Source organism: Pseudomonas putida (assembly GCA_041879295.1).
In the GTDB taxonomy this organism is placed as follows: domain Bacteria; phylum Pseudomonadota; class Gammaproteobacteria; order Pseudomonadales; family Pseudomonadaceae; genus Aquipseudomonas; species Aquipseudomonas putida_Y.
Window position 1 is genome coordinate 2,972,667 of record CP047152.1, and the last position, 23,163, is coordinate 2,995,829.

20 protein-coding genes are annotated in these 23,163 nt (G+C 60.9%); 5 read left to right on the forward strand and 15 right to left on the reverse strand.

Features of this window, described 5'->3' with window-relative positions; all coding sequences use genetic code 11:
* Positions 1 to 49: 49 nt before the first annotated feature.
* The 7 genes from GST84_13415 to GST84_13445 form a co-directional block, all read right to left on the reverse strand.
* A complete protein-coding gene (locus GST84_13415; GenBank protein XGB13317.1) occupies positions 50 to 1,054 on the reverse strand; it encodes a DUF535 domain-containing protein in 1,005 nt (334 codons plus the stop codon).
* A gap of 9 nt (positions 1,055 to 1,063) precedes the next feature.
* Positions 1,064 to 2,041, reverse strand: a complete 978-nt coding sequence (locus GST84_13420; GenBank protein ID XGB13318.1) for a glycosyltransferase — start codon at positions 2,039 to 2,041, stop codon at positions 1,064 to 1,066.
* 5 nt (positions 2,042 to 2,046) lie between these two features.
* Positions 2,047 to 2,571 (reverse strand): serine acetyltransferase, encoded by a 525-nt coding sequence (locus tag GST84_13425; protein ID XGB13319.1) that lies wholly within the window; start codon positions 2,569 to 2,571, stop codon positions 2,047 to 2,049.
* An 8-nt stretch (positions 2,572 to 2,579) separates the two neighbouring features.
* A complete protein-coding gene (locus GST84_13430; protein XGB13320.1) occupies positions 2,580 to 3,536 on the reverse strand; it encodes a glycosyltransferase in 957 nt (318 codons plus the stop codon).
* Position 3,537: 1 nt separating this feature from the next.
* Entirely contained in the window at positions 3,538 to 4,146 is a 609-nt protein-coding gene (locus GST84_13435) for an acyltransferase (protein XGB13321.1), read from the reverse strand.
* Positions 4,147 to 4,249: 103 nt separating this feature from the next.
* On the reverse strand, positions 4,250 to 5,716 hold the full coding sequence (locus GST84_13440) for a GMC family oxidoreductase (protein ID XGB13322.1): 1,467 nt from the start codon (positions 5,714 to 5,716) through the stop codon (positions 4,250 to 4,252).
* Between the two features lie 236 nt (positions 5,717 to 5,952).
* A complete protein-coding gene (locus GST84_13445; protein ID XGB13323.1) occupies positions 5,953 to 7,329 on the reverse strand; it encodes an oligosaccharide flippase family protein in 1,377 nt (458 codons plus the stop codon).
* A 95-nt stretch (positions 7,330 to 7,424) separates the two neighbouring features.
* Here GST84_13445 and GST84_13450 point away from each other — a divergent pair, with 95 nt between their 5' ends.
* The 3 genes from GST84_13450 (at position 7,425) to galE (ending at position 12,628) form a co-directional block, all read left to right on the forward strand.
* Entirely contained in the window at positions 7,425 to 8,951 is a 1,527-nt protein-coding gene (locus GST84_13450; GenBank protein XGB13324.1) for an O-antigen ligase domain-containing protein, read from the forward strand.
* A 5-nt stretch (positions 8,952 to 8,956) separates the two neighbouring features.
* Positions 8,957 to 11,557 (forward strand): glycosyl hydrolase family 5, encoded by a 2,601-nt coding sequence (locus GST84_13455; GenBank protein ID XGB13325.1) that lies wholly within the window; start codon positions 8,957 to 8,959, stop codon positions 11,555 to 11,557.
* A 105-nt stretch (positions 11,558 to 11,662) separates the two neighbouring features.
* Positions 11,663 to 12,628, forward strand: coding sequence for a UDP-glucose 4-epimerase GalE (gene galE, locus GST84_13460; GenBank protein XGB13326.1), 966 nt, complete (start codon positions 11,663 to 11,665; stop codon positions 12,626 to 12,628).
* A gap of 68 nt (positions 12,629 to 12,696) precedes the next feature.
* Here galE and GST84_13465 read toward each other — a convergent pair whose 3' ends face one another.
* The 8 genes from GST84_13465 to GST84_13500 all read right to left on the reverse strand — a co-directional run bounded on the left by GST84_13465 (position 12,697) and on the right by GST84_13500 (position 21,065).
* Positions 12,697 to 13,503, reverse strand: a complete 807-nt coding sequence (locus tag GST84_13465; protein XGB13327.1) for an AAA family ATPase — start codon at positions 13,501 to 13,503, stop codon at positions 12,697 to 12,699.
* Between the two features lie 11 nt (positions 13,504 to 13,514).
* Positions 13,515 to 15,077, reverse strand: a complete 1,563-nt coding sequence (locus GST84_13470; GenBank protein ID XGB13328.1) for a lipopolysaccharide biosynthesis protein — start codon at positions 15,075 to 15,077, stop codon at positions 13,515 to 13,517.
* A 16-nt stretch (positions 15,078 to 15,093) separates the two neighbouring features.
* A complete protein-coding gene (locus GST84_13475) occupies positions 15,094 to 16,209 on the reverse strand; it encodes a hypothetical protein (GenBank protein XGB13329.1) in 1,116 nt (371 codons plus the stop codon).
* A 25-nt stretch (positions 16,210 to 16,234) separates the two neighbouring features.
* Positions 16,235 to 16,792 (reverse strand): sugar ABC transporter substrate-binding protein, encoded by a 558-nt coding sequence (locus tag GST84_13480; protein ID XGB13330.1) that lies wholly within the window; start codon positions 16,790 to 16,792, stop codon positions 16,235 to 16,237.
* A gap of 691 nt (positions 16,793 to 17,483) precedes the next feature.
* Entirely contained in the window at positions 17,484 to 18,026 is a 543-nt protein-coding gene (locus GST84_13485) for a helix-turn-helix domain-containing protein (protein XGB13331.1), read from the reverse strand.
* Between the two features lie 76 nt (positions 18,027 to 18,102).
* Positions 18,103 to 19,521 (reverse strand): TIGR00366 family protein, encoded by a 1,419-nt coding sequence (locus tag GST84_13490; protein ID XGB13332.1) that lies wholly within the window; start codon positions 19,519 to 19,521, stop codon positions 18,103 to 18,105.
* A 153-nt stretch (positions 19,522 to 19,674) separates the two neighbouring features.
* Positions 19,675 to 20,331 carry a 3-oxoacid CoA-transferase subunit B gene (locus GST84_13495; GenBank protein XGB13333.1) on the reverse strand — a complete coding sequence of 219 codons (657 nt, stop codon included), beginning with the start codon at positions 20,329 to 20,331 and terminating at the stop codon, positions 19,675 to 19,677.
* Between the two features lie 35 nt (positions 20,332 to 20,366).
* Positions 20,367 to 21,065 (reverse strand): 3-oxoacid CoA-transferase subunit A, encoded by a 699-nt coding sequence (locus GST84_13500; protein ID XGB13334.1) that lies wholly within the window; start codon positions 21,063 to 21,065, stop codon positions 20,367 to 20,369.
* 140 nt (positions 21,066 to 21,205) lie between these two features.
* On the opposite strand from GST84_13500, the gene GST84_13505 reads away from it, so the two are divergent.
* Together GST84_13505 and GST84_13510 are read left to right on the forward strand one after the other, a co-directional pair.
* Positions 21,206 to 22,111 carry a LysR family transcriptional regulator gene (locus GST84_13505; GenBank protein ID XGB13335.1) on the forward strand — a complete coding sequence of 302 codons (906 nt, stop codon included), beginning with the start codon at positions 21,206 to 21,208 and terminating at the stop codon, positions 22,109 to 22,111.
* Positions 22,099 to 22,920, forward strand: a complete 822-nt coding sequence (locus GST84_13510; protein XGB13336.1) for an aldo/keto reductase — start codon at positions 22,099 to 22,101, stop codon at positions 22,918 to 22,920. Before GST84_13505 ends, GST84_13510 begins: the two co-directional genes overlap by 13 nt.
* The last annotated feature ends 243 nt before the right edge of the window (positions 22,921 to 23,163 follow it).

Sequence of the window (23,163 nt, forward strand, 5' to 3'; positions counted from 1 at the left end):
ACGAATCCAGATCCAAACCCGCTTGATGACCAACCTTCCCTGGCAACCTTCACTTCAGGCTGTCGACTACGGGCGGTCCGTCTACTGCCGATGCACTCACAGCAAATGCATCCCCCTGTTTTCCTTGTAGTCCAAGGTTGTGATTGCTGCTTGGCAATGCTGCCTGCAAACGGGTGAAAACATCGTCAAGCAATGCCTGGCGGCGGCGGTACATCGCCCGTTTTTTGGCCGGGATGTCGGCTTCCGCCCGTTGTGCCGGCGCTAACGGGAGGGTAAAAAAATCCTCACGGTCAGACGCTATGGCGCCGTGTTCTTGCCAGATAACGTCGTAGTTGGCCGCCAGGTCCTGGCCCTTGTCGTTGCCAAAATAGGGATGGCGATGGTGCCGGCAGGCGTCGCTGACGGCATACAGTTGCGTTACACCCAGGGTTCTGCCCAGGCATTTCAACGCTTCGAGCAACAGGCTGCGTGGCCGCAGCCCTTCGAAGTCCTTGGTCAGGTCACGGTAGATGGCCAGCGAGGTTTCGCTGTCGATACCTTTGTGGATGCCCTGCACCGCACCGATGAACAGGCAGGTCTCACCCTGGCTGCGGCCCAGGGTGAAGGCCAGGGATGCCACACGCAGGTCGGCCTGGAACAGGTTCAACACCAGCTCGCCTTCGCGCTTGAACCAGATTGGCCGATCCAGAACCAGGCAGCAGCCCGGCGAATGGCTGGACAGGTCACACAGCCTCAGGTTTTCGTCGCGTCCCAGCAGCAGCAACGCCGGGAACTGCCCAGCCACCCGTTCAAAGTGTGAAGCCACCACATCCAGACGCTGTGGCGCCTCCCAGCATCGGCTGATGTAAGGCCATTGCACGACACCGATACAATCCACACCCAGCCGCTGCAAACCATGCGGGCCCAGCGCCGCCGTCATGCGCTGCATGAACCCGTTCAGCTCAGGCCACTGCCTGGCGATCTGCCGTGCCAACTTGTACTTGTTGTGCAACGCCCGCAACGAGTAACCCGGTTGCAAGGTAAACACGCTTTTCACGAGGGTGCCGAGCATCATGGGTTTCTCTCACTTATACTCGATCAAAGCCGATTTGCCAGCCGCAAGGCGGTGGCGCAGGAACTTCAGCTGGCCGAGCATTTCCGGGAATTTGCCCAACACAAGAAACACAGCCTGCAGCCAGTTCTCGCGCGTCGACTTGCTGCCGCGGCGAGCCAGGCGCAAGGCCTGCAATGGGTAGATCAACAGCAAGAGCAAGCCCCAGCCGCCCAGCAGCAGGCAGGCCAGCGCGATCACCAAGGGTATGCCCAGGCCCCACAACCAGGCCCGACGTGACTCACGCAGCCAATGCCGCTCGGGTGGCTGGCCATGCAGGTAGGCGCCCTCGGCATAGGCATGCCCAGCGCGCAGGCTACGCCGCCACCATTGGCTGAAACGGGTCATGCCGGCATCGTGCAGGGTCATCTCGGCAGCCAGTCGCCAGACTTTCCAGCCGTTGGCCCGTAAACGCACGCACAGTTCGGGCTCTTCTCCGGCTATCAGGTCAGGGCGGAAGCCACCCACAGCAGCAAAGGCGTCTGCCCGCATCAGTGCATCGCCGCCACAGGCCTTGGCCTCACCGACCGGGGTATCCCACTCCAGGTCGCACAGCAAGTTGTACACCGAACGCTGCGGGAAGCGCTCACGCCGGCGACCACACACCACTGCCACGGCGGGGTGCTGCTCAAGAAAAGCCTGCGCAGTTGCCAGCCAGGTGGCATTCACCTCGCAGTCGCCATCGACGAACTGTACCAGTTGCATCGATGGCAACAGGCGCTGCAAGGCGGCAAAACCTTCATTGCGGGCGCGTGCGGCAGTGAACGGGATACCCATGTCCAGCGCCAGCACGTCCACGCCAAGGTTGGCGGCCAACTGCAGCGAACCATCGGTGGAACCCGAGTCGACGTACATGACTTTGTCCGCCCCGTGCGCCAGCGAACAAAGGCAGCGCTCGAGACGCTGGCCTTCATTGCGGCCGATCACCACCACGCCGATCACCGTTGCCATAGGCCTCACTCGACCGATGCCGTGGCGGCCGCTTGCCGGGCCTTGATGATGGCCGGCACCCCCACTGCCAGTGAGTTGTCAGGTACATCTACCAGCACGACGGCATTGGCGCCGATGATCACGTTGTTGCCGATGCGAATACTGCCCAGCACCTTGGCCCCGGTGCCGATGTCGACGTTATTGCCGAACACCGGGGCAATCGGCTCGTCGACATTCTTCAGGCCCACCACCACGCCGTTGCGGATACGGCAGTCATCGCCGAAGCGGGCATAACCGCTGACAACAATGCCGCCGAAATGATCGATGACGAAGTTGCGCCCGATCACCACCTCGCAAGGCAGTTCGATACCGGTGATGATCTGGACGAATTTGAACAGCACCTTGTAGATGAGCGAACACAGTTTGCGCAACAGTGCCGGGCGCAACGTATAACGCCAGCGGCCAAAGCGGTACACCAGCAATACCCAGAAGCCCTGGGCGCCCCAGTCCCCGCCATGGGCCCTCAGGTCGGCGCGAATATTCTCGAACATGGCTCCACCTACCTTGTTGGTTGGCTGGCGTACCGGGTCTTGAACAGCAATGACCAGGTTGCCCGGCAATGACGCCAGCAGGCCTGAATGGCGCCCCAGCCGCGTCGTTTCAACAGCGCCTTGAGTGCCAGCACCAGGTCGCCCAGCGTGACCAGCAGCATGTGCAGGGCCAGCCCCGTCACGCCATGATGCTTGCGGAAGTACAGCAACTCGCTTTCGATCTGGTAGGACGAGATCTGCCGGCTGGCAGCCTCCAGTTCCGCCACCGACTTGGAGCTTTCGCCACCGATATGCACCACCGTGGTATGCGGGTAAAACACCACTTTCCAGCCCGCTTCCTTCACCCGCTTGCAGTGGTCCACCTCTTCGTAATAAAGGAAGTAGCGCGGGTCGAACAACCCCACCTTGTCGAGCACTTCGCGGCGCACCAGGTAGAAGCAGCCAGGCAACCAGTCACACTCGCGCACCGAGGCGTGGTCCCAGTTCATTTCGTCGACCATCTTCAGCCCTGGGAAGAACCGCCCCAGCCCGGTACGCCCGACGAACACATTGAGCGGCGTGGGGAAGTAGCGGCAACTGGGCTGCAGGTCACCATCGCGCCCCTCCAGGCGCACCCCCAGTACGCCGCACTCTGGGTGGGCCTCCATGTAGTCGAGTGTTTTTTGCAGAGAGTCGGCGGCAACGAAGGCATCGGTATTGAGTAGCAAGGCGTACTTGCCCTTGAGGTGCGCCAACAACTGGTTGTTGGCCCGGCCGAAACCCACGTTCTGCTTGTTGCTCAGCAGCAGTGCCTCGGGGCACACCTGGGCCATGCGCTGCACCGAGTCATCGCGCGAGGCATTGTCCACCACCAGGTAACTGGCCAGCCGCTCGCTGTCGGCCCGGCGCAGTGCATCGAACATTGGCTGCAGCAGTCCAGCGGTATTGAAGTTCACCACCATGACATCCACAGGTTTGCTAGCCATTTTAGCTGTCCCCGAAGAAATACTGGCGTCTTTGCGCCATCAACAGCGGTTCAACTTCCGGGTCGTAGGCCCCGTTGCGCTGTTTCACCAGGTCGATCCAAGGGTAAGCTTCGCAACGTGCCTCGACCCGTTGGATCAACTGCTCGGTGGTACAGATGAACACGGCCGGGTTGCCACCATAGACGGTGCCTGGCGGCACGTCCTTGGTCACCACCGCCCCTGCGGCCACGATGGATTCAGGCCCGATGGTCACGCGAGGCATCACGATCGCACCATGGCCGATGAAGCAGTTGTCCTTGATGTCGATGAAACCGACCGAATCCAGGTGCTTGCCATAGCGATGCTCGATCAGCAATACCACCCCGTCATGACCGATCAACGTGCAGTCGGACAAGCCCACGCTGTTGCCGATACGTACCAGCGACGGGTCGAGAAACTTGCAGCCTGTATTGACGTAGAAATTGCTGCCGACCGAGTGAAAGTTGCCCCATCGGGCCAGATAGGCCCCCCATTCAAGACCAGAGGGGTTGCAGAACCTCCTGTAGAATTTGCCCCCTCGCCCGGTTGCATGGGCGTAGTGCGCCACTGCCTTGCGTATCCATCCCTTCATACTGCCTGGCCTCGCGATCTGAACAATCTGGAGTGTCCTGAGGCGTTCCGGTCTCGTTCTTCTAGGTGCTGACCGCATCGCTCTCACCCGTGTACAACCTGCATCACGCTGCGGCGCTGCTGGCCGCTTTCATCTTGTTATCGAGGTGGTCGGCCAGCCGCAAGGCAAACTGCAACAGCGGCATGGTCGGGTTGGAGGCGCCGCCCTTGGCAAAAATGCTGCTGCCGGCGACATACAGGTTTTCGGTACCGAACACCTTGCAATTGGCATCGACTACACCGAACTGCGGCGAGGCGGCCATACGCGTGGTACCCATGTGATGGGCATGGGGTGCCATTTTCAGCGGAATCGAGGTGTCGTAGACGAAATCGTTGAGCTTGACGAACCCCAGCCCCATGTCAGCGAACTGCTTGGCCAGTTCGCTGCCAATGCACTTGATGGTGTGCCGGTCATCGGCACTAAGCACCCAATTGACATTGACCTTGGCCACGCCCAATGCATCCTTCTCGTCCAGCAGCGAAATGCGGCTGTGCAGGTTGGGGAACTGCTCGATCATGGTGCTGAGCACGCCGTCACCGGGGCAGCTGAACTTGGCAACGAAGGCGACCTTGCTGGCAAACCCCATGTCGCAGGCCAGGCTCTCGAGAAAATACTTGACCTCGGCAGTGCGGCCGTAGGTTTGCACATCGGCCAGTAAAACAGCGGTGACATTGCCTTTACCGGCCTTGTACTCGTCGATGAAAGCATCGGTGGTGTAGTACTGGCGCGGCTCCGGGTCCTGCCCGGACTTGAGGATGAAAGTGCCCATTTCGATGTTCAGGTGCTCCATGAACCCCCCGCCCACCAGCCCTTCCTTGCTCACCACACCTGCGGCCACCAGGGACTCGCTGTTCAGCAACTGCCGGGCATTCTCGATGGCACCCGTGGCCAGAATGAAGTTGCTTGCTACCAGGCGCTGACGATTGCGTTGATAGTCGGACAACACCACCGCAGCCAGGTGGCCGGAAGCCTTGTCGAACTCCAGGTCAACGCAATTACAGTGGATGAATACGTCCAGGCCTGGGGTCTGCTCCAGTGCTGTTGCGTACTTTTGTGCAAAGCGTGTCGGCGTGCTGAGCAGAAAGCGGTCCGCCTCGAAGTCACCACCATCGAGACTGGTATTCATCGCGCGAAAATCCGCGCCAGGCGCCAGATCGACAATCTCCATCGCTGCCGGTAGAAAGCCTTCGATCTCCGAATAGGGAATGGGCCAACCCGGCAAGTCGCCTTGCGGGGCGACGGCAAAATCCGAAGGAGTGAATGGCCGGCACCGGCCAGCCCAGTGATTGGAGGTGCCCCCCAGGTAACGCAGGCGGGATTCCTCGGCATACAGCTCCAGGCCGGTGGATGAGCACGCGTACAAGTCTTGCGAGTACGACGCATATTCGCGCCCCCCACCTTCGGCGATCATTACGCTCCAGCCGGCAGCAGCCAGGCGCAAGCCCAAGGTTATACCCGCCGGGCCGGCGCCGATGATGCAGAAATCGTAGTGGTCGCGCAGCGCCTTCTGCTGCTGAAAGTCCTTGATCATGCTGACGCGTTCCGGAAGTAACGGGACGGCAATACCCAACCATTGATTATCACGAACCCGGGCTTTTCGGCCGTCTTGCCAGCAACGGCCGCCGAGGCGCCGAATACCGCGCCCCCCACGCCGAGCAAGACACAGCTCTGGAGAAAACCTCTACGACCCAACTGCGCAGTACAAAAAGTGAGCTTCTCCATGATCCCGTGACCTGTAGCCATGAAAGTTACACCTGGCAAACTGCGTTACAGCCAGTTGAAGAAGGCCGTCAGCAGTGCCCCGCACAGCGCCCCGACCAGCAACATCGGCAGTACCACCAGCTCACGTTTGAGGCTGAAGATATCCAGTTTGCAGTTCACGTACACAACCAGCACCAGCGTTGGCACAGCATGCAGGGCAACCCCCCAGATAGCCCACTCCACCCCGCCAATCGCCAGCAGCAGCGGCAACAGTCCCCACAACGAGACCAGGCGGATGATGTTGTCCATGGCCTGGTACTTGGTCAGGCCCAAGGCAATCCACACCTGATGAGCCAAGGTATAGCGCAATACGATGAACGATAGCGAGAGAATCGCCAGCATCGGCCCTGCTTCGCGGTAGCGATCGTCATACATCCAGCCAATCAGCAATGGGCTGGCGGTCAGGAACCCGCCACAAATGAACAGAACCAGCAGGTCGACCAGCAGCCGAAAGCGGAAATACAACGCTTTCAGGCGCTGCTTGTCGTCGGCCCGGGCCGCTTCACTGAAGGCAGGCAATGCCACCGCGCCGACAATTTTCATGAGCGCGGTCTGCACCGCACCCAGGATCAGCACGGCGATCGAATACACACCCAGTTGCGCCGCCGACATGCTGGCGCCAAACCACATACGGTCGCCGTACATCGCCAGCACACCAACCATCGACGACAGCAGGATCCAGCGGCCAAACACAATCAGCTCGGTCAGCGCCGAACGGTCCCAGCGCAGGTGGTTGGTGGGCCCCTGCAGGGCGGTATGCCCCAGCACTGTCCAGACCACCGCCGAAACCAGGCCTGATAACACTAGCGCCCAGATCGAATGGGTCAGCAAGCCCAGCACCAGCATCACCACCAGGCCGGCCACCTGCGAGGCAAGGTCGACCAGCACCACGCGCTTTTGTTGGAAAGTTCGTACCGCCACATCTATCTTGGTGGACTGGAACCCCCAGATGGCCGCAGACAGGCCGGTCACCGCCAGCACCATCGGCAGTATGGGTGCGGCATAGGTTGAGTCTGCCGGCCACAGCTCGGCCAGTTGCGCCAACCAAGCCCCCAGGGCCAGCAGCAGAGTAAGCGCAAACAGCAGGAAACCGCGGATGATCTGCACGGTCCAGGCGGTATTGAGAAAGTCCGGATCGTCACCACGGTGGCTCTGGATGATGTTCTGGCGCAGGCCGACATCGGAAAGCAAATGCAGCAGTATCGAAACAGTGGTGGCAATGACCATCACCCCGAACATTTCCGGCAGCAGCAAGCGGGCCATGATCAGATTGCCGCCCAGGCGCATCACCTGTGAAGCCACCTGCGAGACCAGGTTCCACGACCCGGCTCTCAGGGCCCGCTTGCGCAGGCTCGCGGCGGCTGACACATCAATCGACGGCATGACTTCAATCTCTGACTGATTGGCTAAAAGTCACTATAGTTTCAATTAGCCACGATGCTAGCCGTTGCCCACCGAAGGAAAGGTGTACATAGCCGATGCCTGAACATTTTCGAGCGTTGATCGTCATCCTGTTTTTGGCGAGCGTGGTCTTCGTGATGGCGCGGCGGCCTGCCACCGACCTGATTCCGCTCAGCGACTACAAGCGCCGGCGTAATCTGTGGTTCCTGCTGACCCTGCTGGCTTTTCTCTCGCACAGCTTCTGGCTGTATCTGGGTGTGGGTGCGGTCGTCCTTTTGCTGGCCGGGCGCCGCGAGCACAACCCCATGGCGCTGTTCTACATGCTGCTGTTCCTGATCCCGCCAGCGTCGGTCCAGGTGCCCGGGTTTGGCGTGGTCAATTACCTGGTCGACCTGAACCATATTCGCCTGCTGAGCCTGTGCGTGCTGTTGCCGGCTGCGCTGCACCTGCGCCGGCAAGGTGACACCCTTCGCTTTGGCCGCACCTGGGCCGATAAGTTGCTGGCCGCCGGCCTGCTGCTGCTGAGCGTGCTCTATTTGCGCGAAACCACCCCTACCGACACGCTGCGCCAGGCGCTGTACCTGTATGTCGACGTACTCCTGCCGTACTACGTGGCCAGCCGTGGCCTGCGTCAGATCAGCGACTTCAAGGACACCCTGCTGGCCTTCGTTCTTGTCTCTTTCGTCATGGCGCTGATCGCTGTGGCCGAGTATGTACGCCACTGGCTGCTATACAGCGCCCTGGTCGACGCCATGGGCGTGCCATGGAGCATGTCCGGCTACCTGAGCCGCGGTGGTGCGCTGCGGGCGAGCGTCACCACCGGCCAGGCGATTGTGCTGGGTTACGTGATGAGCGTGGCCATCGGCCTGTTCCTGTTCGTGCAAGGCTATGTGCAACGCCCGCTGCACAGGGCCATGGGCGCCCTGCTGCTGGCCGCCGGGCTGTTCGCGCCATTGTCACGCGGCCCGTGGATCGGCGCCGTGGTCATCGTGGTGGTGTTCATTGCCCTGGGCAAAGGCGCCGTCAAGCGCCTGGCACTGCTGGGGGCGGCTGGCATGCTGGCGTTGCCCTTGCTGACCGTCGTGCCTGGTGGCGACAAGGTGCTGGACCTGCTGCCGTTCATCGGCAACCTCGAGAAAGAGAACATCACCTACCGCGAGCGGCTGATGGACAATTCCTGGATCGTCATCCAGCGCAACCCATTGTTCGGTTCTTTCGACTTCCGCAACACACCCGAAATGCAGTCGATGATCCAGGGCGAAGGCATCATCGACATCGTCAACACCTACATCAACCTGGCGCTGCGGGCCGGCCTGGTCGGGCTAGGCCTGTTCGTGGCGTTCTTTGCCGTGGTGGTGGTGGGTATCCGCAGGGCCATGCTCAGTTTTGCCGACAAGGATGATGAGCGACGACAGCTCGGCCGGGTGTTGCTGGCAACGCTGATCGGCATTCTGGTCATCATCTTCACAGTCAGCAGCATCACCTTCATCCCGGTGGTGTACTGGTCTATCGCAGGTCTGGGCGTGGCCTACATCCAGATGGTTCGCCGGCTGCACAACAGCCAGGTGATGGAACTGGCAGAACCCGACCTACAACCCAGGTAATGTTCATGAATAGGCTGTCCCTGCGTCATTACGTGCGCTTTTCGGCCATTGCCGGCCTGGCCCTTCTGCCGCTGGCCAGCTGGGCTTCAGACTGGCAGGTCAGTGTCGATGAGCAAAATGGCTTGCCTACCGTGACACACGGCGGCGGCCCGGTCATGAAGGCCAAATTCGATTTCTGGGCTGCCAACTGGAGCTGGACCGGTTTCTATACCGACTTCAAGGTCAATGGCCCTTACCACTACACGCTGCGGGGCAAGAACAAGGAACTGGACTTCGACCTGCAAGCTGACATCCGCAAGGAACAGGCGCAAACCCTGAGCTGGGCCTTCGACCTCGACGCCCACAGCCGCCAGAGCGGTGTCATGGGTGGCGGCCTGGTGTTCCAGTTCGACCCGGCGCAAATCGCCGGCGACATGGGCGCCCCGCAGTTGCTGCCCGACAACCGCGGCTGGACCTGGGGCAAGGCCGACCAGGGGCGACGCATCGAAATGCGCTTCGACCCGCCACTGGCCAAGGTCTATTTCGAGCGCGGCAACCCGTCCGAGCTGCGTGCATTCCTCTACAAGGACCCGATCAGCGCCGGCCGCCAGCAGCTCAAGGCCGTGCTCAACGTGACCGGCGACATCGAACTCGGCCCTACCCCCAGCGAGCGCTTCGGCCTGGCAGACCCTGCCAGCTGGCCTGATGACCAACTGGACTGGCGCACCTCGCCGGTGGACCTGTCGTTCCTCAACGCAGCGGAGAAACCCGCCGGCAAGCGTGGCTTCGTGAAGGCGGTCGGCGACCAGTTGATGTTCGCCGACAACACTCCAGTGCGCTTCTGGGGCACCAACCTGTCGGCCTACTCGTTGTTCAAAACCCCTGACGAAGAAATTCGCCTGCAGGCCAGACGCCTTTCGGCGCTGGGCTTCAACCTGGTGCGTCTGCATCACCACGACTCGCCCTGGGTCAGCCCCAACGTCTTTGGCGACGGCACCTTGGTGCATGATACCCAGCAGCTCAGCGCCGAATCGCTGCGCAAGCTCGACCTGTGGATCAAGTCACTCAAGGACGAAGGCATCTACATCTGGCTGGACATGCATGTGCAGCGTGCGTTCACCGCCAACGACAACATCGAAGACTTCAAGGAGCTTCCCGAGAAGGACGGTCGCGTCGACCTGAAGGGTTACGCCTACGTGAACGACAGTATCCAGCAAGCGATGAAACGCTTCGCCGAGCAGTACCTGACCCATGTGAACGAATACACGGGCCTGGCCTACAAGGACGACCCGGCCATCGCCGCCGTGCTGATCACCAACGAGAATGACCTGACCCAGCATTACGGCAACGCCCTGATGCCAAACAAGGATGTACCGCGCCACAGTGCGCGCTACATGGCCGCAGCCAAGGCCTTTGCCAAACAGTTTGACCTCCCCGTCGACCTTACCTGGCGTGCCTGGGAGCATGGGCCGTCGAAGCTGTTGCTCAACGAGCTGGAACAGCGCTTCAATGCCGGCATGATCGCCCACCTGCGCAGCGTGGGCGTGAAAGTGCCCATTGCTACCACCAGTACCTGGGGCGGCAATGGGCTTAGCGCGCTTCCGGCACTGAGCGTTGGCGATGTCATCGACGCCCACAGCTACGGCGACGCAGGCCAACTGGAAAAGAACCCGCTGACCAGCGACGGCATGATCGACTGGATTGCTGCCGCCCAGGTCGTCGGCAAACCGCTGACTGTCACCGAGTGGAACGCCGAGCCCTTCCCGCTGCCGGACCGTCACTCGCTGCCGATTTACATCGCCGGCACCGCCAGCCACCAAGGCTGGGACGCCATGCTGCAATATGCCTACAGCCAACAGGCGTTCAACCCGGGTTGGCGCACAGCGGACAACTGGCACGCGTACAACGACCCGGCGATGATCGCCACCCTGCCCGCCGCTGCCCTGCTCTATCGCCGTGCCGACGTGAAGCCCGCCACCACTCGCTACGTGTTCGCACCGACACCTGCCACTCTGTACAACCAGGAAATCACCCCGCGTAACTCACCGCTGCTGCGCACGGCCATGGAAAAGGGCCAGCTGCAGATCGCCCTGCCACACACGCCGGAATTGCCCTGGCTAAAACCCGCGACCATCCCGGCAGGCGCGCAGGTGCTGCACGACCCGGGGCAAGCGCTGCTGGCCGCCGATGCCACCGAGTCGGTGACCGATACAGGCGAGCTCAGGCGCAATTGGCAACAAGGCATCTACACCATCGACACGCCATTGACCCAGGCCGCCAGTGGCTGGCTGGGTGGCCGTCCGATCAACCTGGGTGCCATTCAGATACAAACGAAAACGCCTTACGCCAGCGTGGTGGTCCAGAGCCTGGACGGTAAGCCACTGGGCCAGTCGCGCGAACTTCTTCTGTCTCTGGGCACCCGTGCGATGCCCAAGGCCGATGACAAGACGCCGTTCAATGTCGAGCCCCTTGAAGGCAGCCTGAACATCAAGGCACCTGCCGGCCTGAAACTGTTCGCCCGCGATGCACAGGTGCAGCTGAAACCGCTGCCGGTGGCCTACAAGGATGGGCAATACACCATTACCTTCGACGGCACCTACATGTCCAACTGGCTATTCTTGAAATAGAGCATAGGGCCATCTACGCTCAGGTCACCTGTAGATGATCATCCCACCTGCACGTGTCAGGGAGTGTTCACTGCGTCTGTAAACAGCAGATTCCAGGAGGTGGGGATGAAATATCTGGTTGTGGGTGGTGCGGGCTACATTGGCTCACACATGGTCAAGCACCTGCTCGCCGCCGGCCATGACGTGCTGGTGGCGGACCTGGTCTCACCTGGCCCCGGCATCCAGTGGGCCAGGCTCGATATCGCCGACGAAGCCGCGCTGGACGTGCTGTTTGGCGTTTGTCGCTTCGATGCAGTGTTTCACTTCGCCTCGTTCATTCAAGTGGGCGAGTCGGTCACCGCGCCTGGCAAGTACTACCAGAACAATGTCGCAGCCACCCTTGCCCTGCTGCAGGCCATGGTCAATGCCGGCATCAGGCACCTGGTGTTTTCTTCGAGTGCCGCCGTATATGGCAACCCACAGTACGTGCCGATCGATGAAGCGCACACCAAGGTACCGATCAACCCGTACGGGTTGAGCAAATGGATGGTCGAGCAGATTCTTGAGGACTTTGACCGGGCCTATGGTTTGAAGTCGGTATGCCTGCGCTATTTCAATGCCGCGGGCGCTGACCCAGAAGGTCAGCTCGGGGAACGTCATGACCCGGAAACCCATCTGATCCCATTGATCCTGCAGGCTGCATCGGGTCGGCGCGAGGCGGTGACAGTGTTCGGTCGTGACTACGACACACCGGATGGCACCTGCATACGCGACTACGTGCATGTGGCAGACCTGGCGGCGGCCCATGCGCTGGCGGTGGATTATTTACGGGCCGGTGGCGAACGTGCCGCGTTCAACCTGGGCAATGGCCTGGGCTTTTCGGTGCAGCAGGTGATCGATACGGCCCGGGCAGTGACCGGGCGGCAGATCAGTACCCTTGACGCACCGCGCCGCGCGGGCGACCCGCCACGGCTGGTGGCGGATGCGAGCAAAGCCATCCAGGTGCTGGGCTGGCGCCCGGCGTTCGCTTCGCTGGAGGAGATTGTGCGGCATGCGTGGCAGTGGGAGTTGCAGTATCCCTGGGAGCGCTGAGTTGGTTTCGCTCCCTGTAGGCGCAGCAAAAGGCTGCACCTACAGGCGGACGGCCAGAAGGCTCAGTATCAGTAATAGGTCCGCGGCTGTTCGTCAGCCTTGTTCAACACAGTCCCGATCAGGTTCACCGTGGCCAGGTGATGCAGGCAATCCTCGATTTCCTTTTTGTTGTTCATCCCGTTGGCCACCACCAGCAATACACAATCAAACTTGGGCATCACGGTGATTGCATCGTCCGAGCTGAGCAGCGGTGGCAAATCGAAAATGCAGATGCGCGACTCGTAGCGGTTGCGCAACTCGCCAATCAGGTTGTTCACCTTGGGCGAGGACAGCATCTCGGTCGACAGGGGGACGGGTACCCGCGTCGGCAGCACCACAAAGCGCGGCAAGGTCGGGTTGACCAGGCAGTCCTGCAGCTCGGCCTTGTCCGTCAGAAACTCGTTCAGTGCCTGCTCCATGGGCAGCCCCAGGTAACTGCCGACCTTGGGCCGGCGCAGGTCGAAGTCCACCAGTAACGCAGTCTTGGTGGTGTGGTGGGCAATACTCATGGCCAGGTTGATCGCCAGCATTGTCTTGCCCGCTTCAGGCGTTGGCGAGGTGATGGCCAAGGTACGCCAGCCGTTCTCGTCCATGGCCCTGAGCACCTGCGTACGCAACAGGTCGATCGGCCCGTTCATGTTGGAGTTCTTGTTGTACGCGACGATGCGGTTGCGCTCCAGGTGGTCTGCACGCAGCGGTACCACCTTGGTGTTCACGTAATCGAACTGACCCGGCACTTCTGCCAGCGCCGTACCGGGGGCGGGAGACAGTGCCTGGGGAGTACCTGGGGTAACCTGATGAATATTGTTGCCAACAGCCGGCTTGATCCTGTCCATCACTGCTTTCCCTATACAAACCGAGACATGACTTTGTACAACAGCACATCCAGTGGCATGTAGAACACGTGCACCAGCCCTATCATGATAGCTGCCAGCGCCAGTGCCGCCAGGATCAGGCGATTGCGCCAGCGCTTGCGTCGGGCCACGTCGGCTCGGGTATCGATATAGGGCAGTGCCACCAGCACCCGTTTGCCCAGCAGGCTTTCCAGGGCGCCAACGCCGCGCACGCGCTGATTGAGCATTTCCAGCAGCATCACCAGCGCACCGCCACCAGCTGGCGCCAGCACCAGGCCCAGCGCGGCGATTTTCTTGCGGTTGGGCTTGATCGGCTTCTCGGGCAACAGCGGAGGCTCCAGCAGCACAAAGCGTTCAGCCTTGTTTTCCTGCTCGAGGCTTTCGGTAATTTTTGCGCCCATTTCCTTGGCACGAATCTCTTCGTATTTCTTGCGCGCGTTGTCGTGGTCACGCATCAAGGTCACCAGGCCACGCTCGACCTGCGGCGCCTCGAGGATCTCGGCCTCGTACCCTTCCATTTTCCGGGTCAGCTCGCGCTTTTGCTCTGCCAGCGAGGCGATACGCACCTGGGCGGCGCTCATCTTGGCACGGACACGGGCCACGTCGAGGCTGACCGTGGACGCTGCCGCAGTGCGACCACCACTGGCTTCGAGCGCCTGGATCTTGCGTTTGATCGCCACCACATCCGGGTGGGCGTCCTTGTAGCGGGTCAGCAGCCGGGCGTATTCGGCTTTCAGGCTTGGCAGGTCCTCGGGCTGGTCGGCACGGGTTGATCGGGTGCCTTCGGCAGCCTTGGTGGCAAGGCCTGCATTGGCCGCAGACAGTTCCAGCTCCAGGTAGCGCAGCTCTTCCTGGGCAGCCTTGTAGTCACGGTCGACCTCACGGAATTCCAGCTCCGCACGCGACAGCATGTTCATGCGCAGGGTCTGGTGCTCGGGCAAGGCATTGGCGTGGGCCTGCTTGAAATCGGCCAACTGGTTTTCCAGGCTGGCCAGCTCGGCGCCCAGCTTGTTGGCTTCCTGGGTGAGGAATTCGGTGGTTTCGTTGGCCCGCTCGGTGCGCTGCTTGAGGTTTTCGTTGAGGAACAGCGTCACCAGTTCGTCGGCGACTTCCTTGGCCACTTGTGCCTGCTTGTGCTCGAACGACACAGTGAACGCCACGGTCGCTTCACCACGTCCACGCACGTAGGTGGTAAGGGTTTGGACCACGATCGCGTTGCGCATCTGGTCGATCTTGTCGCTTTCGCTGAAGCGCTTGTCGGCGAACAGGTCATACTTGCCGATGATGCGCAGCAGGTTTTCGCGGGTCATCACCCGTTGGCGGATCACCTCGATGCGCTCATCGGCAAAAGTGGTGGTGTTGGTCGACACCAGCTCGGGTGAAATCTGCTGCGACTCCACCAGAATGGTGCCGGTCGACTGGTAGATCGGCGGCACCATCAACGCGACGGCCACGGTCGCGGCGAGAATGACTGCGGCACTCACCCCTAACACCAGGGCCCTGTCCTTGATAATGGCGATGTAATCTCTGAGGGAGAGCTCGTAGTCAGACTTCATAGGGCCACCTTGAAGTTCAGATGTCGGGGTACCTGTACGTCAACGTCAAACCAACGATCGTAGCGGTCGCATCCGGTACATGGTCCTGCTGCCGTTCTTTGTACATCAGCGACAGGCGCAGGTCCCAGTAAGGCGAAAACTGGCGGCTGGCCCATACGCTGTAAGTCTGCAGCGTGTTGGGCGACTGCCCTTTGCTGTCTTGCCACGCGGCGTCCGCGCCCACCCGGGACAACTCGGTCAACGCATAGCTCCACACACCCCGCACCTGGTCCAGCTCGGCGAAGCCGCCTTCGGCACTGGCCACCGTGCTGCGCTCGGCTGTGAGGCTGGCATCGGCACGCGGGCCGGTGTACAGCAACGCAACCCCACCCTCCCCGCGTCGGCCGCCGCCGTCACCTGACACTTGGTTGACGCCAATATGGGCATCGGCGCTAAAGCCTTCGGCAAGCTGGTATTTGACGCCGACTGCCGGGGTGTAGCTGTTGGAAGCGGTCGCGGTAAGGTCCTGTTCGGGCTCATAGCGCCGGGCACCAAAACGGGTATACAGATCAGCCCGCTCGTTCCAGGCGTAAGTCCAGGTAAAGACGTTCGCCAGTTCGTCGTAGCCCGTCAGCGTGCTGATGTCGTAACGGGCACGGTTGTAGGTGGTTTCGTTGCTCAAGGTACTGCGCTCGGTCACCGCCTGGCTCCAGTTGCCAGTCAAGGTGTAAAGCTTCTGCGTACCGTCGGTGGTAATCACCCCGGTATCCAGTACTGTCCCCGACAACGTCGAGCTCTCGTTGTAGCGCGCCACCAGGCCGAAACGCCCCCGCTCGGTGGTGCGCTGCCAGCCCAGGCTGATATCAGGATCTTCACGGTCATCGACGATATCCGTATCGGACGAGCGCAGCACATGCATGCCAAGCCCCAACCTCAATTCGTCACGGTCAAAAGTGCCGATCAGGGTGTAATCCGGCGCGATGATCGTGCGCGTTATGCCCTTTTCCCCCGAGGTCAGCAGCAATGGGTTGCTGTCGTATTCGACGGATGTCGGTACCACCACCGTAGACTGCCAATTTGCCGCCAGTACCGCGTCCGTAAACGGCAAGACCAAGATTGCCGTTGCAATGCGAGTTGTTCTAAGAAGAGGCATTAAATGTTCTTATTAAAAGGCAAGATCAAGGAACGACCAGCGTATCGCCAGCCTGGAGTTGGATGTTGGTGGACATGTCCCGGCCAGACACCAGGTCCTTATATCGCACGGGCAGGATCTTTTGGGAAGCACCCGTGCCGCGGACCACCTTGATTTCGCTTTCGTCAGCAAACTTGTCCAGGCCACCTGACATGCTCAGCGCCTGCAATACCGCAGTGGGGCCTGCCATTTGCACAGGCCCGGGCTTGATCACTTTGCCTTGGACATAGACCATATTGCCGGCAATGCTTTTGACGACAACGCTGACGTTAGGGTCGGGGAGGAATTTTTCGAGTTTGGCAGCGACCTGCTTTTCGACTGCCGTCACGTCCAGCCCGGCAACATTGATGCGCCCGGCCAGGGGGAAGGTAATACTGCCATCGGGCAGTACGGTGGCTTCTTGACGCAGGCTGTCTTCCTGCCACACCGAAACCATCACCACATCGCCGGGGCTAAGCAGGTAGGGAGCACCGCTCTGGTCGGCGTTAGCGGCGCCGGACCCCACCGTCAGCATGCACAAAGCGGCAAATATTGAACGCACCATGAGGGTCCCTCCGGCCAAATGGCCCGACAAAGAGCACTGAATGAGAACAACACACCAACTCTCGCTCCGCTTCACGGCGCACAGCTGCCGCGATGGCCTCGACCTTCCTGGAGGCCCTTACCTTGACGCTGTAGACGTGGGCTGCAACGTTCTGTAAACGTTGGCCCTTACGGGCTACTGGGAATATAGCAACGGTTGGAGAATTCACAAGCCATGCCTGTGGCCTCTCGGCAATGGGCAGTCACTTCGGGTACAAGGTGTCCGGTTCAGATCTTTCTGCGGTTGGCAACAGCAACAAAACCGACGACAGCAAAGGCAAAGAACCAGCCTGCAGTTGAAACAGGAATGATACTGTTCTGATTGATATACGAATCTGCCGCACGGGCAGCACCACTTAGCATCACCAGCAAGAACATCGATTTGATTATCAGAGTCGAGCGCATACTCCCCTCCTAAAAACAGGAAAATCAATTAGTTATTGGCGCGGTGTTGCGGGGTTGTTTCGTTGTTGATTTGAGCTTATGGGCACAATGACACTACGTCAATGATCCGACACCATAATAAAATTCAATGGGCGATGGGTGCTTTCGTCAAAAAAACGACATGCAGATTATGCAAGGGAGGGCTGCTGCGATGAATCTGGCGTTTCACAGCTGAGAATACGCGGGGGCATACCTGCCCCCCCACGTATTCATTCGTCCGCGTGGTGAACCACGACCAGTAATTGCGCTGGAGTAACACCTACCGAGCGCAGCCGGTGCGGCGTCTGGGCATTGAAATGCAGGGCGTCGCCCTGCTCCAGCATTACCCGCTCGCTCATGAAATCCACTTCCACCTGGCCTGCGTGAACAAACAGGAACTCTTCGCCCTGGTGTTCCTTGAACGTGGGGTCGCTGAACTCGGACGGCGGCTGGATCAGAAACGGCAGCAGGCTGCGCTGGCCAACCTGACTGGTGAGGGCCGCGTACCCCGGCCCTTGTCCATCGCCAACCAAGGCCTGGCGCTCGGTATGGCGCACCAGGCTGTAGCGGCTCTGCCCGGCCTGTTCTTCGGCGAACAGCTCTTCGACATTGACGTTCAGCGCCCTCGCCAGTTTCAGCGCCGCAGCGATCGAGGGCGTGTTGAGGCCCCGCTCGACCTTGGACAGGTAGCTTTTGGTCATGCCAGTCTTTTCGGCCAGCATTTCCAGGGTCATCCCCAGTTTCTTACGCAGCAGTTTCAATCGGATAGACATGTGACGCGGGTTTCCCAGGCTGAGGCAGCCATGATACGCGTCTAATAGCTGACGCCAAGCCTGCAGAGGCCTTGAATCAAGGCATCACTGGCGGTACGTACTGCAGCGTTGTACCCAACGCCCACAGCAACACCAGCACCAACGGCACATGCACCAGCAATTGCACGAACGAGAACCCGATCAGGTCGCGCGCCTTGAGCCCCAGCACGCCCAGCAGCGGTAGCATGTAGAACGGGTTGATCAGGTTCGGCAAGGCTTCGGCCGCGTTGTAGATCTGCACCGCCCACCCCAGGTGGTACTGCAGGTCGTTGGCCACCAGCATCACGTAAGGGGCTTCGATGATCCACTTGCCACCGCCTGAAGGGATGAAGAAGCCCAGCACCGCGGAATACACGCCCATCAGCACGGCATACGTGTCGTGGGTGGCAATCTGGGTGAAGAACAGTGAAATATGGTGGGCCAGCGTCTGTTCATCGACTCCCTTCACCTGGGTGAGGATGGCGGCGATCGAACCATACAGCGGGAACTGGATCAGCACACCGGTGGTGGTCGGTACCGCACGCGCCACCGCGTCAAGGAAGCTGCGTGGGCGCCAGTGCAGCAAAGCACCGAGCATGATGAACAACAGGTTGTAGGTGTTGAGCCCCGAGATGGCGGTAATCGCGGGTTTTGTCGCAAACTCCTGATAGAGCCAGCCAGCAGCCAAGGCCACCAACAGCAGGATCAGGATCGGGCTGTGTTCCAGCCACTCCCCCGGGCGCGTGCGTTGCGTGGCGGGTGGCGCTGTGAAGCTGGGGTCGACACCGCAGTCTTCGGCGCTACGTGCGCTGTTCGGGCCCGGCGCGGTGGCGTAGGCGATCACCAGCGAGACCACCACCAGCGCCGCCAGCATCACGCCGGACTGCCAGAGAAAGATGGTTTCGGTAAACGGAATCACCCCGGTTATCGACAGGATTGAAGGTGGCAGGCTGGCCGGGTTGGCCTGCAACTGCGCCGCCGAGGATGACAGGCCCAGCGCCCACACCGCACCCAGGCCCAGATAAGCCGCCGCACCCGCTGCGCGGTAATCCATCTTCAGGTCGGTACGCCTCGCCAGGGCGCGTACCAACAAGCCTCCAAACACCAGCGACAGCCCCCAGTTGAGCAAGGAGGCCAGCATCGAGATCAGTGCTACCCAGCACACTGCCGAGCGCCCATTGCCGGGGATGCGCGCCAGGCGATCGATCAGCCTCGCGGCGGGCGGCGAGCTGGCCACCACATAACCGCCGATGACCACGAAGGCCATCTGCATGGTGAACGGTATCAGGCTCCAGAAACCGTCGCCAAAAGCCTTGGCGGTGTCGGTCGGTTTGGCGCCCATGGCCAGTGCGCCAATACACACCAGCAGTACCGCCAACGCGGCGAACACCCAGGAGTCGGGGAACCAGCGTTCAGCCCAGTTGGAGCAGCGCAAGGCAAAGCGCGCGGAGCGGCTGTCTTGAATTTCAGCGGCCACGGTGAATTCCTTTTATTGGTTTTATGAGATGAAGCGGTATTGCCAGGCAACGCAAAAAACCTGTGGGAACGGGCTTACCCGCGAATGCGGCGGTCTATGTACCGACGCATTCGCGGGTAAGCCCGTTCCCACAGGGTGAGATCACGTCATGCCTTAGAAGGTCATTTCCTTCACATCATCCGGCACGATCAGCTTGCCGGCGGTTTTCTCGATAATTTCCTCGACGCTGACCCCAGGTGCGGTCTCGCGCAGGATGAAGGCGCCGTCTTCGATTTCCAGGTAGGCCAGGTCGGTCAACACCTTGCGGATGCAGCCAGCACCGGTCAGCGGCAGGCTGCACTGCGGCAGCAACTTGGACTCGCCGTCCTTGGAGGCGTGGGTCATGGTGACGATGATGTTCTCGGCGCCGGCCACCAGGTCCATGGCCCCACCCATGCCCTTGACCAGCTTGCCCGGAATCATCCACGAGGCGATATTGCCCTGCACGTCCACCTCGAAAGCGCCCAGTACAGTCAGGTCGACGTGGCCGCCACGGATCATGGCGAACGATTGTGCCGAATCGAAGATCGAGGCGCCGCGGCGGGCGGTGACAGTTTGCTTGCCGGCGTTGATCATGTCGGCATCGAGGGTGCTTTCGGTCGGGAACTCGCCCATGCCGAGCAGGCCGTTTTCCGATTGCAGCATCACATCCATGTCGGCGGGTACATAGTTGGCCACCAAAGTGGGGATGCCGATGCCCAGATTGACGTAGTAACCGTCCTTCAGTTCACGAGCAACGCGTTGCGCCATCTGTTCGCGGGTCAGTGCCATGGTCAGGATCTCTTTGTTGTTCTGTTGGATGGCGCTCAGGCCTTGACGGTGCGCTTTTCGATACGCTTTTCGAAGGTGCCGACGATGACACGGTCCACGTAGATGCCCGGGGTGTGGATTTCGCTTGGCAGCAGCACGCCGGGCTCGACGATTTCTTCCACTTCGACCACGGTGATCTTGCCGGCGGTGGCCGCCAGCGGGTTGAAGTTTTGCGCAGTGTTGCGGTAAACCACGTTGCCGTAGTGGTCGGCCTTCCAGCCCTTGACGATGGCGAAGTCACCGGTGATGGATTCTTCCAGGATGTACTTGCGGCCCTTGAACTCGCGGACTTCCTTGCCGTCGGCAACCGGGGTGCCATAGCCAGTGGCGGTGTAGAACGCCGGGATGCCGGCACCACCTGCGCGCATTTTTTCGGCGAGGGTGCCCTGTGGGGTCAGCTCCACTTCCAGCTCGCCACTGAGCAACTGGCGTTCGAACTCGGCGTTTTCGCCCACATAGGAAGCGATCATCTTGCGAATCTGTCGGTCTTCCAGCAGCACGCCCAGACCAAAACCGTCGACACCGCAGTTGTTGGAAACCACGGTCAGGCCCTTGACGCCACGCCGCTTGATTTCGCTGATAAGGTTTTCCGGGATGCCGCACAGGCCGAAACCACCGGCCAGTACCGTCATGTTGTCGCTCAGGCCTTCGAGGGCCTGTTCATAGGTTGCAACGCGCTTGTCCAGTCCGGCCATGCTGATCCGCCTTTTGTAGTTGTTTAACCGACGAGGCTGTCGGTGAGCGTGTGCAGACATCTTCACCGCAAGCGACTGATTTGTTAATTTTGTTTTCGTCATCGATTGATAATTTTTACAAAACAAACGACAGGCCCGACATGAACGTCAAACAACTGCGCGCCTTTGTCGCCGTGGCCAAGTACCAGAGCTTTGCCCAGGCCGGTGAACACCTGCACGTTTCGCAACCGGCACTGAGCCTGACCATCAAGGCGCTGGAAGAAAACCTCGGCGGCGCCCTGCTCAGCCGCACCACGCGCAGCGTCAGCCTGACTGCCGAAGGCGAAGTGCTGCTGCCGCTGGCACGCCGCCTGCTGGCCGACTGGGACGACACCGAAGAGATGCTGCGCCAGCGCTTTACCCTGCAATTGGGCCGCGTGTCGGTGGCGGCCATGCCGGCTTTTGCCGGCAACCTGTTGCCCCACTCACTCAAGGTGTTTCGCCAGCGCTACCCCAAGGTCAACGTCACGGTGCACGACGTGATCAACGAACAGGTACAGGAACTGGTACGCCATCGTCGCGTCGAACTGGGCATCGGCTTCGAGCCGGATAACATCGATGGGCTGGACTTCCATCCGTTGTATATGGACCGCTTCGTTGCGGTAGTGGCCGCCGACTCACCCTTGGCACTGCTGCCCCAGGTCAGCTGGGCACAGCTGATGGCCGAAGATTTCGTGGCCCTGCAGCGCCCTTCAGCGGTGCGCCTGCTGATGGAGCAGAATGTGGCGGCCCGCCACGGCAAGCTGGCAGTCGCGTTCGAAAGCCACCAGCTGACGACCATTGGCCGCATGGTTGCCAGCGGCCTGGGGGTCAGTGCCGTTCCGGCGCTGTGCATCAACCAGATGCAGGAACTGGGTGCCCGCTGCGTAACCTTGGTCGAGCCCACTGTCGAGCGGCGCATCGGCGTGATTGCCCTCAGCGAGCACAAGCTTTCCACCGCAGCGCAAGCACTGCTTGAGGTTCTTCTTTCCAATACCCGCATCCCGGAGGTGACATGCGTTACGTAACACTGGCAGGCACGAGCGTCCCAGCGATCGGCCAGGGCACCTGGTACATGGGCGAAGACCCAGGTCGCAAGGCTGCCGAAGTCGCGGCGCTGCAACAGGGCATCGAGCTGGGCCTGAACCTGATCGACACCGCCGAGATGTATGCCGAAGGTGGGGCAGAAGAGGTCGTTGGCCAAGCCATTGCCGGGCGCCGCGACCAGGTATTTCTGGTCAGCAAGGTCTACCCGCACAATGCCGGCCTGCGCGGCATGGCGGCTGCCTGCGAACGCAGCCTCACCCGGCTGGGCACCGACTGCATCGACCTGTACCTGCTGCACTGGCGTGGTCAGCACCCGCTGGAGGAAACCGTCGAAGGCTTCGAGCGCTTGCGCGAGCAAGGCAAGATCAAGCGTTGGGGCGTGTCCAACTTCGATGTCGACGACTTGCGCGAACTGCACAACCCTGATTGTGCAACCAACCAGGTGTTGTACAACCCGGCCCAGCGTGGCATCGAATTCGACTTGCTACCGTGGTGCGAAAAACGTGGCTTGCCAACCATGGCCTACTGCCCGCTGGCTCAGGCCGGGCGCTTGTTGCAGCACCCGGTACTGGCGGAAATCGCAGAGCGTCATGGCGCCACACCGGCCCAGGTCAGCCTGGCCTGGGTGACCCGCGATGACGGCGTGATCGCCATCCCCAAGGCGGTGGCGCCCGAGCACGTGCGGCTCAATGCAGCAGCGGGAGCGCTGACCTTGACCAGCGAAGACCTGCGGGCGATCGATAAGGCGTTCCCTGCACCGACGCACAAGCAACGGTTGGCGATGGTGTAACCGGCGAGCACAAGCTGGACCAGTAGATGGCCTCTGTGGGCGCGGGCATGCCCGCGAACACCGGCAAGGCCGGTGCCATGCAACGCGGTGGCTGCTTCGCGGGCTCGCCCGCTCCCACAGGAGACCGCGCAAGTACCGAGCGTTGAGCAAGCCTTGAGCAACTGCGTCACCACCGCCCGCCGCTGCCGTTCGCCAAGCGCAATCTGGCCCAAGACGCGACCTTTGTGGGAGCGGGCATGCCCG

Excerpts from the sequence above, each read along its gene's own strand:
- GST84_13415 (XGB13317.1), bottom strand. The coding sequence starts at position 1,054 with ATGATGCTCGGCACCCTCGTGAAAAGCGTGTTTACCTTGCAACCGGGT.
- GST84_13420 (XGB13318.1), bottom strand. The coding sequence starts at position 2,041 with ATGGCAACGGTGATCGGCGTGGTGGTGATCGGCCGCAATGAAGGCCAG.
- GST84_13425 (XGB13319.1), bottom strand. The coding sequence starts at position 2,571 with ATGTTCGAGAATATTCGCGCCGACCTGAGGGCCCATGGCGGGGACTGG.
- GST84_13430 (XGB13320.1), bottom strand. The coding sequence starts at position 3,536 with ATGGCTAGCAAACCTGTGGATGTCATGGTGGTGAACTTCAATACCGCT.
- GST84_13435 (XGB13321.1), bottom strand. The coding sequence starts at position 4,146 with ATGAAGGGATGGATACGCAAGGCAGTGGCGCACTACGCCCATGCAACC.
- GST84_13440 (XGB13322.1), bottom strand. The coding sequence starts at position 5,716 with ATGATCAAGGACTTTCAGCAGCAGAAGGCGCTGCGCGACCACTACGAT.
- GST84_13445 (XGB13323.1), bottom strand. The coding sequence starts at position 7,329 with ATGCCGTCGATTGATGTGTCAGCCGCCGCGAGCCTGCGCAAGCGGGCC.
- GST84_13450 (XGB13324.1), top strand. The coding sequence starts at position 7,425 with ATGCCTGAACATTTTCGAGCGTTGATCGTCATCCTGTTTTTGGCGAGC.
- GST84_13455 (XGB13325.1), top strand. The coding sequence starts at position 8,957 with ATGAATAGGCTGTCCCTGCGTCATTACGTGCGCTTTTCGGCCATTGCC.
- galE (XGB13326.1), top strand. The coding sequence starts at position 11,663 with ATGAAATATCTGGTTGTGGGTGGTGCGGGCTACATTGGCTCACACATG.
- GST84_13465 (XGB13327.1), bottom strand. The coding sequence starts at position 13,503 with ATGGACAGGATCAAGCCGGCTGTTGGCAACAATATTCATCAGGTTACC.
- GST84_13470 (XGB13328.1), bottom strand. The coding sequence starts at position 15,077 with ATGAAGTCTGACTACGAGCTCTCCCTCAGAGATTACATCGCCATTATC.
- GST84_13475 (XGB13329.1), bottom strand. The coding sequence starts at position 16,209 with ATGCCTCTTCTTAGAACAACTCGCATTGCAACGGCAATCTTGGTCTTG.
- GST84_13480 (XGB13330.1), bottom strand. The coding sequence starts at position 16,792 with ATGGTGCGTTCAATATTTGCCGCTTTGTGCATGCTGACGGTGGGGTCC.
- GST84_13485 (XGB13331.1), bottom strand. The coding sequence starts at position 18,026 with ATGTCTATCCGATTGAAACTGCTGCGTAAGAAACTGGGGATGACCCTG.
- GST84_13495 (XGB13333.1), bottom strand. The coding sequence starts at position 20,331 with ATGGCACTGACCCGCGAACAGATGGCGCAACGCGTTGCTCGTGAACTG.
- GST84_13500 (XGB13334.1), bottom strand. The coding sequence starts at position 21,065 with ATGGCCGGACTGGACAAGCGCGTTGCAACCTATGAACAGGCCCTCGAA.
- GST84_13505 (XGB13335.1), top strand. The coding sequence starts at position 21,206 with ATGAACGTCAAACAACTGCGCGCCTTTGTCGCCGTGGCCAAGTACCAG.
- GST84_13510 (XGB13336.1), top strand. The coding sequence starts at position 22,099 with ATGCGTTACGTAACACTGGCAGGCACGAGCGTCCCAGCGATCGGCCAG.